Origin of the sequence: Pantoea sp. DY-15, from assembly GCF_019795935.1 — a bacterium.
In the GTDB taxonomy this organism is placed as follows: Bacteria; Pseudomonadota; Gammaproteobacteria; order Enterobacterales; family Enterobacteriaceae; genus Pantoea; species Pantoea leporis.
Genome location: NZ_JAIMIF010000001.1, coordinates 1,188,044 through 1,203,935 on the forward strand (window position 1 = coordinate 1,188,044; position 15,892 = coordinate 1,203,935).

The 15,892-nt window shown below is 53.8% G+C and carries 16 protein-coding genes; 8 read left to right on the top strand and 8 right to left on the bottom strand.

The features are described 5' to 3' along the window. Nucleotides 1-3: 3 nt before the first annotated feature. The gene (locus K5Y32_RS05705) at nt 4-1,464 is read right to left on the bottom strand and encodes an MDR family MFS transporter (protein ID WP_222182137.1); all 1,461 of its coding nucleotides are present in this window, start codon (nt 1,462-1,464) and stop codon (nt 4-6) included. Nucleotides 1,465-1,848: 384 nt separating this feature from the next. Between K5Y32_RS05705 and K5Y32_RS05710 the strand changes: the two genes are divergently transcribed. From K5Y32_RS05710 to osmV, 4 genes are read left to right on the top strand one after another with little or no spacing between them, the layout of a single operon-like run. After that, entirely contained in the window at nt 1,849-2,565 is a 717-nt protein-coding gene (locus tag K5Y32_RS05710; protein WP_222182139.1) for an ABC transporter permease, read from the top strand. A 16-nt stretch (nt 2,566-2,581) separates the two neighbouring features. Continuing rightward, entirely contained in the window at nt 2,582-3,508 is a 927-nt protein-coding gene (locus K5Y32_RS05715) for a glycine betaine ABC transporter substrate-binding protein (RefSeq protein WP_008108905.1), read from the top strand. Nucleotides 3,509-3,517: 9 nt separating this feature from the next. Continuing rightward, nucleotides 3,518-4,165, top strand: a complete 648-nt coding sequence (gene osmW / locus K5Y32_RS05720; RefSeq protein ID WP_064738719.1) for an osmoprotectant ABC transporter permease OsmW — start codon at nt 3,518-3,520, stop codon at nt 4,163-4,165. Next, nucleotides 4,165-5,301, top strand: coding sequence for an osmoprotectant ABC transporter ATP-binding protein OsmV (gene osmV, locus K5Y32_RS05725; protein ID WP_101764353.1), 1,137 nt, complete (start codon nt 4,165-4,167; stop codon nt 5,299-5,301). The genes osmW and osmV overlap by 1 nt, the downstream gene beginning before the upstream one ends. Before the next feature lie 144 nt (nt 5,302-5,445). On the opposite strand, the gene K5Y32_RS05730 is transcribed toward osmV, so the two are convergent. The 4 genes from K5Y32_RS05730 to K5Y32_RS05745 all read right to left on the bottom strand — a co-directional run bounded on the left by K5Y32_RS05730 (nt 5,446) and on the right by K5Y32_RS05745 (nt 10,053). After that, nucleotides 5,446-6,819, bottom strand: a complete 1,374-nt coding sequence (locus tag K5Y32_RS05730) for a nucleobase:cation symporter-2 family protein (protein WP_222182141.1) — start codon at nt 6,817-6,819, stop codon at nt 5,446-5,448. 178 nt (nt 6,820-6,997) lie between these two features. Next, on the bottom strand, nt 6,998-7,702 hold the full coding sequence (gene bioD, locus K5Y32_RS05735; protein WP_222182143.1) for a dethiobiotin synthase: 705 nt from the start codon (nt 7,700-7,702) through the stop codon (nt 6,998-7,000). 102 nt (nt 7,703-7,804) lie between these two features. Then, nucleotides 7,805-9,022 carry an ROK family protein gene (locus K5Y32_RS05740; RefSeq protein ID WP_222182145.1) on the bottom strand — a complete coding sequence of 406 codons (1,218 nt, stop codon included), beginning with the start codon at nt 9,020-9,022 and terminating at the stop codon, nt 7,805-7,807. A gap of 134 nt (nt 9,023-9,156) precedes the next feature. Next, on the bottom strand, nt 9,157-10,053 hold the full coding sequence (locus tag K5Y32_RS05745) for a LysR family transcriptional regulator (RefSeq protein WP_222182147.1): 897 nt from the start codon (nt 10,051-10,053) through the stop codon (nt 9,157-9,159). Between the two features lie 94 nt (nt 10,054-10,147). Here K5Y32_RS05745 and K5Y32_RS05750 point away from each other — a divergent pair, with 94 nt between their 5' ends. The 3 genes from K5Y32_RS05750 to K5Y32_RS05760 all read left to right on the top strand — a co-directional run bounded on the left by K5Y32_RS05750 (nt 10,148) and on the right by K5Y32_RS05760 (nt 13,380). After that, complete coding sequence (locus K5Y32_RS05750) at nt 10,148-11,404, top strand: MFS transporter (protein ID WP_222182148.1); 1,257 nt, start codon at nt 10,148-10,150, stop codon at nt 11,402-11,404. A gap of 168 nt (nt 11,405-11,572) precedes the next feature. After that, entirely contained in the window at nt 11,573-11,830 is a 258-nt protein-coding gene (locus K5Y32_RS05755; RefSeq protein ID WP_101764347.1) for a hypothetical protein, read from the top strand. Nucleotides 11,831-12,195: 365 nt separating this feature from the next. Next, a complete protein-coding gene (locus K5Y32_RS05760) occupies nt 12,196-13,380 on the top strand; it encodes a sugar transporter (protein ID WP_101764346.1) in 1,185 nt (394 codons plus the stop codon). Between the two features lie 82 nt (nt 13,381-13,462). Here the strand turns inward: K5Y32_RS05760 and K5Y32_RS05765 are convergent, their stop codons facing one another. Continuing rightward, on the bottom strand, nt 13,463-13,720 hold the full coding sequence (locus K5Y32_RS05765) for a YdgH/BhsA/McbA-like domain containing protein (RefSeq protein ID WP_101764345.1): 258 nt from the start codon (nt 13,718-13,720) through the stop codon (nt 13,463-13,465). 295 nt (nt 13,721-14,015) lie between these two features. On the opposite strand from K5Y32_RS05765, the gene K5Y32_RS05770 reads away from it, so the two are divergent. Next, nucleotides 14,016-14,669 (top strand): TetR/AcrR family transcriptional regulator, encoded by a 654-nt coding sequence (locus K5Y32_RS05770; protein WP_222182152.1) that lies wholly within the window; start codon nt 14,016-14,018, stop codon nt 14,667-14,669. Nucleotides 14,670-14,736: 67 nt separating this feature from the next. Here the strand turns inward: K5Y32_RS05770 and rhaM are convergent, their stop codons facing one another. Both rhaM and rhaD read right to left on the bottom strand, forming a co-directional pair. Then, a complete protein-coding gene (gene rhaM, locus K5Y32_RS05775) occupies nt 14,737-15,051 on the bottom strand; it encodes an L-rhamnose mutarotase (RefSeq protein WP_008108878.1) in 315 nt (104 codons plus the stop codon). Continuing rightward, a complete protein-coding gene (gene rhaD / locus K5Y32_RS05780; RefSeq protein ID WP_110866196.1) occupies nt 15,041-15,883 on the bottom strand; it encodes a rhamnulose-1-phosphate aldolase in 843 nt (280 codons plus the stop codon). Before rhaD ends, rhaM begins: the two co-directional genes overlap by 11 nt. Between the last annotated feature and the right edge of the window lie 9 nt (nt 15,884-15,892).

Genomic DNA, 15,892 nt, shown 5'->3' on the forward strand with positions numbered 1-15,892 from the left:
CTTTTACTCCACTTCCGGCCTTTGCCGCGGCATTATCCACGCCACCCACAACGTTAGTAGCGCAATCAGCAACGACACTACAAACACCCAATGTAAAGAACTGGCGATTTGTCCGGTCCAGTCATGCAATGTCGCCTCCGACAGCGCCTGACGGCTTTCAGGCGACATGATTTTCTGCATCGGATCGTCGGCCTGCGGCAGACGCAGAGACAAATTGAGGTTCAGCACCGCGCCCAATAACGCGGTACCAATCGCCGACCCGATCATGCGGCTGAACATGATTGAGGCGGTGCAAATGCCGCGAATATCGTAATGCGCATGGTTCTGTACCGATACCAGAAACGTGGTGCTGGTCATGCCCATGCCGGTGCCAATCACAAAGGCGGTGAATCCGGCCTGCACGATTGAGCTGTCGCTGCGCAGTAGCAGCAGTAATGCGCTGCCCGCAATCAGCAGCAGCGCGCCCAACTGCGCGGTGAAGCGATAGGAGGTGATAAGCATCAACCTACCGCTCAATGTACTGGCCAGCGGCCAGCCAATCGACATCATCGCCAGTGCGCTGCCGGCCTGCAGCGGCGTGCCGCCGGTGATGCCCTGAATCCAGGTTGGTAGAAAGGCGCTGATGCCCATCATACTGGCACCGATGATCAGGTTGCCGATGTTGCCAGCAACGATGAGCCGGCTGCGCCAGATTTCCAGCGGGAACAGCGGCGCATCAGCACGCTGTTCATGCTGTTTTAAACGCCAGGCAGCAATGACCGCCAGCAGCAGGAACGGCACCAGCCAGAAACCGAGCACTTCTGCCTGCAGCAGCGCGACCAGCAACGCCGTTACGCAGATCATCAGCCAGCAGCTGCCGGTGAGATTGAGCGTGGTGGCCTGATTTTGTTCACGCGATGGAAGAAAACGCGCCAGCAGCAGCATGGCGATGGCGCCAATCGGCACGTTGACCCAGAAAATCACCGACCAGCTAAAGTGCTGCACCAGCCACGCGCCGCTCAGCGGACCAATGATTGCCGCCACGCCCCAGACGCTGGAGAGCCAGCCCTGTACGTTGGCGCGTTCGCGCGGCGAATAGACGTCCGCCACAATGGTGGACGTTAGCGGCATAATCGCCCCGGCACCTAACCCCTGAAAAGCGCGAAACAGGATCAGCCACGCCATGCTGTGGGCAAATCCGCACAGAATCGATCCCATTAAAAAGAGCGAAACACCGATAAACAACAGTCGTTTGCGGCCCCACATATCTGCCAGTCGGCCATACAGCGGCACGCTGACGGCTTGCGTCAGTAGATAGATGGAAAATACCCAGCCAAACTGCGAAAAGCCGCCAAGATCGGCAATAATGGTCGGCATGGCGGTGGCCACGATGGTGACTTCAATCGCCGCCATAAACATAGCGAGCATGCAGCCGATAAGAATCCAGTGGCGATGTTCCGTGTTCAATTCTGCAGTTTCAGTCATACGTCTCCTTAATTTCTAACAAGGCTAGCTCAAAATTCGCCAGACCAGTTTCCTCTGCGTGCGACCTATCTGTGACGACGTCACTTATTTCGATGAATATTTTTTATTGTCGGATGATGCCTTATTCCACGCGGGTTAGATGGCGTTTTTTATTATTTCTATCTGTCTGATTTTGCCGCAAAAACTAGCGCTTATCGACAAGCATTGCTATAGGTCTAAGCGGTGCTTTCCAGATATTCACTGAAAAAGCATCTGATAACAGTCATTTTAACTGCAATTTAACGGGGTGAAGGATTTTCGTATGTGTGCGTTTTAACACTGCGCCGCCATCCTGGGAATGACATTACCTATCGAACGATTTCTTGAATCAGGGAGACACTGGCTATGCAAAATGCATCGCTCGCCCGCCGCGCTGGGCTGGCTCTGCTCGCGATTGTTGCGGTGCTTGCCCTGCTGGTTTGGGGGCTGGGGCTGAACACGCTGCGCGACCGGCGGGAAGATTTGGTTTATCTCGGGCAGCAGCATCTGTTTTTAGTGTTTTGGTCAATGTTCTTTGCGTTACTGGTGGGCATTCCCAGCGGCATCCTGCTTAGCCGTCCGTTCGCTCGTCGCTGGGCAGAGTACGTGATGCAAATTTTCAACGTGGGTAACACGCTGCCACCGCTGGCGGTATTGGCGCTCGCGATGGTGATTGTCGGTATCGGCGATCGTCCCGCGCTGATTGCCCTGTTCCTCGCCTCGCTGCTGCCGATTGTGCGTAATACTTTTGCCGGTTTAAGCGCGGTACCGCCGTCGCTGATTGAAGCCGCCAACGGTATAGGTATGACCAAGTTTCAGCGTTTGCGTCAGGTGGAAATTCCCAATGCGCTGCCGGTGATTCTGGCAGGCGTGCGCATCGCCACGGCGATTAACGTCGGTACCGCGCCATTGGCGTTCCTGATCGGTGCCAGCAGTTTTGGTGAGCTGATTTTCCCCGGCATCTACCTCAACGACTTCCCTACGCTGATCCTCGGCGCTGTGGCCACCGCACTGGTTGCGCTGGTGCTCGACATGCTGCTCGCGGCATTGGGACGTTATCTCAGCCCGCACTCTGCGGCTTAACACAAGGAGCTTTGTGATGGCCACTGCCAACAAACTGGCGCGCTGGGTTAAACGTACTGCGCTGGCACTCACCGCGACGCTGGCAATCAGCCAAAGCGCTGCGGCTGCAACACCGATTACCATGGCAACTAAGAGCTTTACGGAGCAGCACATCCTCTCCGCGATGACAGTAATCTGGCTGCAAAAGAAAGGTTTTCAGGTGATTCCCAAGACCAATATCGCCACCACTATTGGTCGTAACGCGATGATCAATAAACAGATTGATATGACATGGGAATACACCGGTACTTCGCTGATCATCTTTAACCACATCAATAAGCCTATGTCGACCGAAGACGCGTATAAAACGGTAAAACAGCTGGATGCGAAGTTAGGGCTGGTGTGGCTCAATCCTGCACCGATGAACAATACCTATGCGTTTGCCATGCAACGCGATCGTGCGGAGAAAGAAGGCATCAACACCATGTCGCAACTGGTGGCGAAGCTGGAAGAGGTACGCAAGAACGATCCGGATCATAACTGGAAACTGGGTTTGGACCTGGAATTCTCGGGCCGCTCCGATGGTCTTAAGCCATTGCAGAAAGCCTACAACATGCCGCTCGATCGTCCGCAGATTCGCCAGATGGATCCCGGCTTGGTTTACAACGCGATTCGCGATGGCTTTGTTGATGCCGGTTTGATCTACACCACCGATGGCCGCGTGAAAGGGTTCGAACTCAAAGTGTTAGAAGATGATAAGCACTTCTTCCCAAGTTACAACGTCACGCCCGTAGTGCGTCAGGATGTGCTCGAGAGCCATCCGGGTTTGGATACGGCGCTTAATCAGCTCTCCGCGTTGATTAATGACGAAGCGATCACCGAGATGAATAAGCGTGTCGATATTGATCATCAGTCGCCGCAACAGGTGGCGCGTGATTTCCTTCAATCCAAGAACATGCTGTAAGGAGGCGCTGTGGATACCTTGCATTACATCATGAATAACTGGCACACCTTGATGACGCTCACCTGGCAACACACGTGGCTGGTACTGGTGGCGGTCGGTTTCGCCATTATCGTTGGCGTACCGCTGGGCATTTTGATTGTGCGCTTTAAGTGGCTGGCCACGCCGGTGCTCGGCATCGCCACCATTGTGTTAACCATTCCCACCATCGCGTTGTTTGGTTTGATGATTCCATTGTTTTCTATGATCGGTCAGGGCATTGGCGCCCTTCCCGCTATCACCGCCGTGTTCCTCTACTCGCTGCTGCCGATTGTGCGTAACACCCACACCGCGCTGGAGAATTTGTCTCCCGGACTGCGTGAAGCCGGTCGCGGGATTGGCATGACCTTCTGGCAGCGTCTGCGCTGGGTCGAGATTCCGATGGCGCTACCGGTGATTTTTGGCGGTATTCGTACAGCGGTGGTGATGAACGTCGGCGTGATGGCGATTGCCGCCGTGATTGGTGCAGGTGGTTTGGGCCTGCAACTGCTCGACGGGATCAGCGGCAGCGATGTGCGCATGTTGATTGCCGGTGCCTTGATGATTTGTTTGCTCGCGATTGTGCTTGATTGGCTGCTGCACCGTTTGCAGTCGGCGCTGACTCCTAAGGGGATTCGATAATGATAAAACTGGAAAACCTGACGAAAACCTTTACGCAAAAGAACGGCACATCACTCAATGCCGTGGACAACGTCAGCCTTGAAGTGCCTGCCGGGGAAATGTGCGTGCTGCTCGGCCCATCGGGTTGTGGCAAAACCACCACCCTTAAGATGATTAACCGTTTGATTCCCTCCTCAAGCGGCAGGATTTTGATCAACGGTGAAGACACCAGCGGACAAGATACCGTCACCCTGCGCCGCAATATTGGCTATGTCATCCAGCAGATTGGTCTGTTCCCGAATATGACCATCGAGGAGAACATTACCGTGGTGCCGCGCATGTTGGGTTGGGATAAGAAGCGCTGCCGTGAACGCGCCACGGAATTGATGAGCATGGTGGCGCTCGATCCGACCAAGTTCCTGCATCGCTATCCGCGCGAAATGTCCGGCGGTCAACAGCAGCGTATTGGCGTGATTCGCGCGCTGGCTGCGGATCCACCGGTATTGCTGATGGATGAACCTTTCGGCGCGGTCGACCCAATCAACCGTGAAGTGATTCAGAACGAATTCCTTGAGATGCAGCGCCAGTTGAAGAAGACCGTGATGCTGGTTAGCCATGATATTGATGAAGCGCTGAAGCTCGGCGACCGCATCGCGGTATTTGGTCAGGGCAAAATTGTGCAGTGCGCCAGCCCGGATGAGCTGTTAGCCAAACCGGCGAACGACTTTGTTGGCTCCTTTGTCGGTCAGGACCGTACGCTGAAACGTTTGTTGCTGGTGCAGGCCGGCGATGTCACCGATCAGCAGCCCACCATCACCGTGCAGCGTAATACGCCACTGCAGGAGGCCTTCGCCACCATGGACGATAACGATATGCGTTCGGTGACGGTGGTTGATGAAGATGGCAAGCCACTGGGATTTGTGAAGCGTCGTGAAGCGCGCGGCGCCACGGGACGCTGCGAAGAGATGCTGCATACCTTTAAAGTGACCGGCAAAGCGGAAGAAAACCTGCGCGTGGTGCTGTCGAAGCTCTATGAGCACAACACGGTGTGGATGCCGATCGTCGATGAGGAAGGTCGTTATAGCGGCGAGATATCGCAGGATTACATTGCCGATTATCTCAGTTCTGGACGTACGCGCCGTCGGTTGAATCCGTAAAACCTTAAGCAGTCGCCGAGGGGCATATGGCAGATCGTAAAGTCGCCATAAATCATCCCTGAGGCTCAGCCCGCGCCTTCCCTGGCGCGGGATGCTTTACTCCTCTGCCATATGCCCCTCAGCTATTTGACTCCGTGCGCTTTGTTAACGCGACTCCTCAGCCGTTTTTGCCGCCACTGCTTCGCTGCGCTCTGAAGGCAGCACGACATTCAAAATAATCGCCAGCATCCCGCCGGTAGTCACCGCGTGACCAAACAGGTTGCTAATCAGCGTAGGGAACTGTTTCAGCACCTCAGGCACCGCTTCGACACCCAAACCGATACCAAACGACACGGCAACAATTAGCATCTCGCGACGGCCAAGCGGCGTTTGCGTCATCACGCGGATGCCGGCAGCCACCACGCTACCAAACATCACAATGGTCGCGCCGCCCAGTACCGGCGGTGGAATCTGTTGCAGCATATAGCCAATCGCCGGGAACATACCGAGCAGCACCAGCATCACGCCGATCACCATGCCAACGTAACGGCTGGCGACGCCGGTCATCTGGATGACGCCATTATTTTGCGCGAAAGTGGTGTTGGGAAAGGCAGAGAACACGGCGGCAAGCAAGCAGCTGATGCCATCGGCAAAAATACCGCCCTGCATGCGGCGCTCAAACGCTTCGCCTTCAATCGGCTGCTGCGACAACATGCAGTTCGCCGTAAGGTCGCCCACCGCTTCAATCACAGCAATCACCGATACCAGCGCAATGGGAATGAAGATGGTCCAGTCAAAGGCAAAACCAAAACGGAACAACGTCGGCAGTACCAGCCACGGCGTATCGGCCATCGGCTTAATAGTGAGATGGCCGGTTAACGCCGCAGCGATACAGCCCGCGGCAATGCCGGCCACCACCGCAACCAGCCGCGTCCAGCGATTTTGCGAACGGTTAAGTACGATAATCACCAGCAGCGTCAAGGCACCGAGCGCCAGATTGCCGGGCGCGCCAAAATCGTTGGCGTTATGGCCGCCAGCCCAATCGGTGATGCTGACTTTGATCAGGCTGATACCAATTAAGGTAATAACGGTGCCGGTAACCACCGGCGTCAACACTTTGCGTAATGGCGCGATGCAGCGGCTGATCAACATCGGAATCATCGCCGCTACTAAGTTGCAGCCAAAGATCATCGCCATGATCTCTTCTGGCGATCCGCCGCGCGCTTTGACCATCAATCCGCCCGACAGAATCACACCGAGAAAGGCAAAGCTGGTGCCCTGCAGGCAGATCATGCCTGCGCCAATGCCCATAAAGCGGCGCGCCTGCAGGAAAGTACCGAGACCGGAAACGAGCAGCGACATGCTGATCAGATAAGGGATCCATGCCTGTAATCCCAACACGGAACCAATAATCAGCGGCGGCGTAATGATGCCCACTACGCTGGCCAGCACATGTTGCAGTGCGGCACAAAATGCAGGCAATGGACCGATGCGGTCATTCAGCCCATACAACAAACCTTTCTCATCTGATTGCGACATACAGGTGCTCCGGCAAGATATTCATCAGAGCTGCTGATGCATGAATCACGCCAGAACAAGGGGTTTATTAAAATTTGTAAGTAAAATATTGAATATTATGGCAATTAATTCAGTAAAGAGGAGGGCTGAATCTGAAATCTTAGATTCAGCCATTGATCATTTGCGGCTTTTTGTTTCATCAGGCCGCAGGCTTTGCACTGTTGTCGTGCGTAAAATTTTCATCGAGCAGTGAAATATCCAGATAACCACTCAGCTCCCGCTGTTCTGCGCGCGGCAGATAAGGCAACTCGCCTAATAAAGGTGCACCTAACTTGTTGCTCAAAACATCAATAATTTCAGCGTAATGCGCCAGACCGGGATTAATACGGTTGGCTACCCAACCCACGAGTCGCAATCCATCCTGCGCAATCGCCTCGGCGGTCAGTAAAGCGTGGCTGATGCAACCTTCTTTAATGCCGACTACCATCACAACCGGCAAATGTTCCTGCCGCACCCAGTTTGACAAAGGCTGTAAGTCGTTCATTAAACTGCGCCAGCCGCCAGTGCCTTCCACTACCACGCGCGCGGCGCGCTGCTGCAAATCGTTTAGACTGCAACTGAGCAACGGATAATCTATGCGCTGCGACGCGCTGGTGCTGATTTCATCCTCTTGTAAGGCTATAGGATTGACGGCGGAATAATCGAGAGCGAGACCTGAAGCCTGCTGTAATAACAGGGCATCTTTATTACGTAAGCCTTCAGATGTGAGTTGCGCGCTTTTGGCGACAGGTTTGAAGCCTGCGGCGCACAGATTCGCCTTGGCAAAGCACTGTAATAACGCGCGTGATACCACGGTTTTACCCACCGCGGTGTCGGTACCGGTGACAAAAAGCGTTTTCACCATTCTCCTCCTTCATTAAAGCGATGTGTAACGTGCGAAGGAGGCAGTTTAAGGAAATGTTTTCACGGGCAGATTGCGTTAGGACAAACTTAAGGTGAGCTGTAATTATCCCTGCAACAGTTTTACCAATAAATGGCCGCTATAGAGCGCGTCTTTTATCAGTGCGGCGCCGCCAAAGGTGCCGGGATCGCTGAAAGCCGTTGGTGTGAGCTGAATTTCATTGCTATATGCGGGCAACGCCTGTTGTCGGATGGTACTGCTCACCGCAGGAAACAGCACATCGGCGGCCTGATTAAGCGGCGAACCGATAAGGATTTGTTGAGGATTAAAGATGTTGACCATCATCGCCAGCATGCGGCCAATATGATGTCCGACGCCCGCAATCACATCACGCGCCAGGCGATCGCCCTGCTGCGCGGCTGCGCATAAGCTCTCAATCGTCAACGGTGTCTGATGCAATACACTGTCCGGCTGCGACGGCAAACGCTGGGCGGTGAGAGTAAGCAAGCTTCCGATGCTGGCGACGGTTTCCAGACAGCCGTTATTGCCGCAATAACACTGCTGGCCGTAAGGATCGATTTGCGTATGACCAATTTCCACCAGCGTACGACCATTTTTGTGCAGCAGTTGCCCGTCGCTGATCACGCCCGCGCCGACGGTTTCATCAATCACAATCTGAATCACATGTTGCGCGCCACTGGATGCGCCAAACAGCGCTTCGGCTAAGGTCCAGGCGGAAATATCATGCTGCACGAACACCGGCAAACCGGTGCGCTGCGCCAGCGTTTCTCCCAGCGGCATATCCTGCACGTCATAACCCGGCATGCGATGGACCACGCCAGAAGCGGCGTTAATCAATCCCGGCAAAGTAATGGCGATGGCGGTCAAACGCTCTAGCTTGCTTTGATGACGAATAAAGAAGTCATTCACTGTCTCGTGCAAGGTTTGCAGCAGCGGTTTGTCGGCGCTGGCGTGCAGCGGCAGGCGGTCTTCCTGCAGCGCGCGGCTGCTGAGATCGCGCAGCGTCAGCGTAATGAATCCGGGCTGAATGCGAACGGCAAGATAGTGCCAGGCAAGTGTATCGAGGATCAAACCAATTGCGGGACGACCGCGACTGCCCGGCTCCTGAAATTCGGTTTCCTGAACCAGATGGGCATCGAGCATTTCACGCACGATTTTGGTAATGCTGGCGGGTGCTAACTGGGCACGTTTAGAAAGCTCAATACGCGAAATCGGGCCGTAAAGGTCAATCAGTCGGTAAACCACACCTGCGTTGGTCTGTTTTATCTGATCAATATGACCAGGTTGACTGTACAGATTCACGCCCAGCTCCCATTATTTTCGCGCTTCTAAATAAACAGCAGCTATGGTGATGCAGATTGACCAGCAGCGTCAAATATTTGATTAGAAATGTGATTTATCGCACATAAAGTTTGGGCCCTCATTCAACTGCGGACTCAATTCTCTGCATTTTGCAGCATCAGCGACATCATATTGGTCATTTGCGCCGTAGGTTCTCGCGTCGCTGACCAGACCAGCCAAACTTCAGAAATCGCGTCGCTCTCCTGCAACGGGATCCACACCACATCAGCCAGACGTGCACGGCTGAATGACGCCGGCAGAATCGAAACGCCGAGTCCGGTCGCCACCAGACCAAGGATGGTCATCGCCTCGCCCACTTCCTGCGTAATAAAAGGTTTGATTTGATAGCGATGCAGCAGCGCCAGGATTTCACCGTACAACGCAGTGCCGCCTTGCGGATCGAAAAATACAAACGGCTCGTTGGCTAATGCCTGAATGGAAATCGACTCTGCATCGGCCAGCGGATGCGCCCAATGCACTACCGCGCATAGCGGCTCACGCAGTAACACGCGGTGCTGCAGATCGCTGGGCAGCGGCGTATTGCGCATCACACCAAGATCGAGTCGAGCATCATGAAGTGGCGCAAGCTGCTGCCGCGTGTTGTTCTCCTGCATCTGAATGTGTACTTCTGGCCAACGCTGACGGAATTGGTACAGCGCGTCAGAAACCAGACCGGTAAACGGCGCTGAGGAGGTAAAGCCGATGCGCAACTCGCCCTCCTGCCCGCTATGCACGCGTGCGGCGCGGCGGGTGGCCTGCTCCACCTGTAACAAAATGGCACGCGCATCCTGCAAAAACAGCGCGCCGGCGGGCGTGATCTGTACGCTGCGATTGGTGCGGGTAAACAGCTGGGCGCCAATTTCCTGCTCCAGTTGCTGGATCTGCTGACTCAGCGGCGGTTGCGAAATATTCAGGCGCTGCGCGGCGCGGCCAAAATGCAGTTCCTCCGCGACGGCAGCGAAATAGCGTAAATGACGCAACTCAACATTCATACTTTAAAAGTCTCATTTGAGATTATTAATATATTGTACAACCTATTCGCCCTTTCCTACAGTAACGGCATGATTGTTCAAACGAGGATGTTCCGTGAGTCGCTCTTCTCAGGCGGTGATACTCGATGAAGACGAGTTGTCCGTAAAGCCTGCTCCAGCTGCAACCCCTTCAGAATGGATTGAACGCGGATCGCCGCAATTTATGCGCGTTACGCTGGCGCTGTTCTCTGCCGGTCTTGCCACTTTCGCCCTGCTGTATTGCGTGCAGCCCATTTTGCCGGTGTTATCGCAACAGTTTGGTGTTTCTCCAGCGCAAAGCAGTATTTCTCTCTCGCTATCGACCGGCTTAATGGCATTCGGATTGCTGTTTACCGGGCCGCTGTCGGATGCGATTGGGCGTAAATCGGTGATGGTTACCGCGCTGTTGCTCGCGGCTATCTGTACCTTGATTTCCGCCACCATGAGTAGTTGGCAGGGGATTTTGCTGATGCGCGCGCTGATTGGCTTATCGCTGAGCGGGGTTGCGGCGGTTGGCATGACCTATCTGAGTGAAGAGATACATCCACGCGTTATCGCCTTTTCCATGGGGCTGTACATCAGCGGTAACTCGATTGGCGGCATGAGCGGACGCCTGTTGACGGGCGTATTGACCGATTTCTTCTCGTGGCGCGTTGCGGTGGGCGTGATTGGCTGTTTCGCGTTGGCGGGCGCGCTGATGTTTTGGAAAATCCTGCCTGCATCGCGTCATTTCCGTCCAGCTTCGCTGCGTCCGCGTAGTTTGCTGATCAACTTCCGTTTACACTGGCGCGATAAAGGATTACCGCTGCTGTTCGCTGAGGGCTTCCTGCTGATGGGCGCGTTCGTCACGCTGTTCAACTACATCGGCTATCGCCTGCTGAGTGCGCCCTGGTCGCTGAGCCAGGCGGTGGTGGGATTGCTGTCGGTGGTCTATCTGACCGGCTCCTGGAGTTCACCGAAAGCCGGCGCGATGACCAGCCGCTTTGGACGCGGTCCGGTGATGATTGGCGCAACTGCGATTATGCTGACGGGATTGCTGCTGACGGCGTTTAACTCACTGTGGCTGATTTTACCCGGCATGATGTTGTTCACCGCCGGATTTTTTGCGGCGCACTCTGTTGCCAGCGGCTGGATTGGCCCGCGTGCGCGTCGGGCTAAAGGCCAGGCATCGTCACTCTATCTGTTTAGCTATTACGTTGGATCCAGCGTGGCGGGTACATTGGGCGGCGTGTTCTGGCACAGCTATGGCTGGATGGGCGTTACGGCATTCATTAGCTTGCTATTATTAATGGCTTTGTTGGTCGGCTGGCGATTGCAGTGCCGGAAACTGTAATACCTTTCATCTGTTAAACGGGGCTAATGCGCCCCGTTCTCTCATCAAGTCCACGCCATCCGGTGATCTCACAGTCCCAGATAAAACAAAACGGCCAATCGTCGCTATAATTCATTCCATTCCAACAATAGTTAGACTTTTATTATTTCACAGCAATGAGGACGATAGATGGGACTCTATTATTACGTCGATAAGCATGCCGGCTATAACGACAACCATGTAGTACACGCAACGGGATGCCCGTACCTACCCGCCGATGAGGCACGCCGTTTCCTTGGGACTTTCTACACGCCAAATGCCGCCATTCAGCAAGCGCGTAAATTTTATGCCAGCGCGCTGGGCTGCGAGCACTGCTGTCCGGTGGGGTTAAAAAAAAACATGACGACTCAGAATAGTGTGGCACTAAAACATATGGTGCGACTCTGATAATCATGATGTGAGAGTGGTCAGCAGACCTAACTCTTTTGTTAAGCAGCACTGCGGCGTTTCATAATAATTATAAATTTAAGTGTAATAATAACTGGACCTTAAGGCGCTCAAGGTGGCGTCAGGTCCAGTTGCCTCTTTCTCCCCCGTTGTTAATCTTGCTCGCTCTCGTATTGATGACAGAAAGCTTAAAAACCTCAGGCTATTAATTACGCCACTCTTGATAAAAAATATTCAGTAATAAAAGCCCGACAAACGGTTTCCCTCCGCTCATTAATGCTCCACAATAGCGGCAATTTGTGACTCCGGTCACTTTCTGGGGTGCTTTTTGCCCTTTCATTTGCCGTCTGACTGATTTGAACTCCATGCAATCTACTACTGTTTCCCGTAAAACGGCCTGGCTACGCGTTGTACTGCTGGCTATTGCTGCTTTTGTCTTTAACACCACAGAATTCGTGCCTGTCGGTCTGCTGTCGGATATCGCCGCCAGCTATGACATGAAGACTGCCGATGTTGGCATTATGCTGACCATCTACGCGTGGGTTGTCGCGCTATTGTCACTGCCGTTGATGCTGTTAACGCGCAATATTGAGCGTCGCCTGCTGTTGGCGGTGTTGTTCATTGTGTTTGTTGCCAGCCATGTGCTCTCGTCTTTGGCATGGGATTTCACCTCACTGGTTATCTCGCGCATCGGTATTGCCTTAGCGCACGCCGTGTTCTGGTCAATTACCGCTTCGCTGGCCATTCGCGTGGCGCCTGCAGGCAAGAAAACTCAGGCGTTGAGTATGCTGGCAACCGGTACCGCGCTGGCGATGGTGCTGGGCGTGCCGATTGGGCGTATCGTCGGTCAATATCTTGGCTGGCGCACTACTTTCGGCATGATCGGCTTGTCTGCTTTGGTATTGCTGATTTTGCTGATGCGCATACTGCCGCGTCTGCCGAGCGAGCACACGGGTTCACTGAGCAGCGTTCCGATGCTATTCCGCCGTCCGGCGCTGGTGGCAATGTACGTTCTGGTTACCGTGGTGGTGACGGCGCATTACACCGCTTACAGCTACATCGAACCGTTTATGCAGGTGGTGGCTAATGCCGATGATAATTTCACCACGCTGCTGTTACTGCTGTTTGGATCAGCGGGCATTCTCGGCAGCGTGCTGTTTAGTACGCTGGGCAATAGATTCCCTTCTGCGATGCTGATCGCCGCGATTGCGATGATCACGCTAAGCATGGGCTTGCTGGTGTTTGCTGCTGTACGTCCCGCTGCAATCACCGTGCTGTGCATCGTTTGGGGCATGGCAATGATGATGATTGGTCTGGCGATGCAGGTGCGCGTTTTGGCGCTGGCACCGGATGCCACCGACGTCGCGATGTCGCTGTTCTCGGGTATCTACAACATCGGTATCGGCGCGGGTGCGCTACTGGGTAATCAGGTCAGTTTGCATATGCAAATGTCGGATGTCGGTAACGTCGGCGGCATTATTGGCCTTGCCGCACTGTTCTGGTGTATCGCTATCTTCCGCCGCTATCCTCAGCTGCGTTCTAACGGATAAGAAAAAAGGCTTCAGAAGGTTATCTTCTGAAGCCTTTTAAACACTTCCTGCGGAATGCTTAATTGACCTCCGCTCAATTCTCTTAGTTATAAATTACTGCTGTGCCATTTAGCTTGTTGTTGCCAGAGGTCGAAGTGATGCGGAATGACTTTGCTCCGGCAGCACTGGCCTTTTCCGCTAGCTGATTCTCCAGCGATGTCAGGTTAGTGCTACCTGATGCGCTAACCACACCAATTTGTTGTTGATTCAGCGGCGCTTCGTTTACTAAGTCTGCAGCCATGCTACCAAACGCGATTGAAGACAATGCTACAGCGGCCAAAGTCAGTTTGATGCTTTTCATAGTTTTGCTCTCTTAAACAGGTGAATTGGGGTCGGTCGCGATTAAGTTAACAACCGTTAATTAAATGCTACTGCCGAATGGGTCCGCGCGTCAATCATTTTATTAACGGTCATTATTTTAATCGGAAGTGGCGTGATTATGGGCTTCCCAGCCCTTTTTAACTTATCCATTTGGGTGCTTGCGCCAGCCAAAAGCACAAACGGGCAAAGACGAATAGACTCATTCCGGGCTGCGCTTGCATATTTATTTAATGATCGGTAATTTAATGGGGTGTTTTTACGCTTTGAGGTGCCCAATGACAGAAGTTATCGATGTGGTGAACAGGAAAACGCGCGGCCGTCCGAAAGTGTTTGATCGCAACGATGCCCTGGACAAGGCATTGATGTTGTTCTGGGCGCATGGCTATGAAGGCACTTCGCTGTCCGATTTGGTTAACGCTACCGGCGCTAAGGCCCCAACCCTTTATGCTGAGTTTGAAAATAAAGAAGGGTTATTCCGTGCGGCGATGCAGCGATACATTGAAACGTTCAGCGCGCAGCGCAACGCCGTGCTAAATGATGATGCTTTAGACGTGAAAACGGCCATTGAAGCCTATTTTCGCGCAACCGCCGCATGCTTCACCGAATGTGATAAGCCTGCTGGCTGTTTCTTTATTTGTACCTCGAGCGCGCTCTCTTCCGGCTCAGAAGAAGTGGCGCAAATGCTGGCTCAACAGCATCACGCGCAGGAATCAGCGTTAAAAGCATTTCTTGATACCCGGCAGCAGCGCGGCGAGTTACCGCAATGTGCCAATAGTGCAAGGTTAGCCCGCTACCTGGCGTGTTTACTGCAGGGAATGTCGGTGCGTGCGCGTGAAGGCGCTAATCGTGAGGACCTTGACCAGATCGTGGATACGCAGATGGCAATCTGGCCCGCTCTGGCGGGATATTGTGAATTGAGCACCAAATAAAATTCAGGCCGACTTCCGTGTCGGCCTAAAATTATTGCCTCCATACAAATACTGAGGTGAGCGAGCGTTAAGGCAGGAAAAACATCGGTTTCAACGCTGCACTCACCGGACTGTTATCCGGATTCGATGGCATTAAATCCTTCATCGATGCCCACCAGCGCTGACACACTTCCGTTTTTGCCACTGCTTCCCAGCGCGCTTCAGACTCAATTTCCACGCTGGCAAACAGCAGATTGCGTTCAGCATCCAGCCAGATAGCGTAATTGTGCGCGCCATGCGCTTTTAGCGTCTCAGCCAGCTCCGGCCAAATTGGCGTATGACGGCGCAGATACTCATCGTGGCAGTGTGCATGCACCTGCATCACAAAGGCTTTACGCAACATCGCTGCGCTCCGCCTGCAGCGCGGCTTGCCACGGCTTAACGTTGAAGCGTTCACCCAGCGCGATCAGCTGCTCAGTAGTGATGCTTTGACGAATACCGCCCATTGACAGCGCTTTTACCACCACTTCGGAGGATTTCTCCGCCGTATCGATCAGGCCGAAAGTCTCGTCGAGGTTTGGACCCGCGCCAAAGATGCCATGGAACGGCCACATCACAATGCTGTGATTTGCCATTGCGTCTGCCGTTGCCTGACCAATTCCATCGGTACCGGGCACCATCCATGGCAGAATACCTACGCCATCCGGGAACACCACCAGACATTCGGTGCTGCCTTCCCACAACAGGCGTGTGAAGCGTGCGGAATCCAGATCGACCACATAGCTCAGCGCCATAAAGTTGGTGGCGTGGCAATGCATGATGACGCGATCAACGCCGTTTGAGACCTGCTTGCGCACGCTGTGCGACTGGAAGTGAGCTGCCAACTCTGATGTTGGCAGGCCGCCGTTACTCAAACCCCAATGGATTTTGTATGACAAGCCTTTGTCATCCACCTGAAGCAGCGCCAGACAGTCGGCCGGGTCGAGCTGAACGTTACGGAAAAACTTACCCGACCCGGTGACCAGGAACCAATCATTGGCCAGTGCTGGAGCAGGTTTGGTTAGCTCAATACAGCGCGGCTCGGCATAGAAATCACCGGCGAAATCTTTAACTTCTTCCGGCAGTAAACGTAAGCTGACGTTGCCGCCGTTACGTTCATCCCAGCCCTTCAACCACATGTCGCTGGTCGCTTTAACCATTCCCTGAACAAAAGCGGAAGAGAGAATATTTTGCATGGTGTGTCC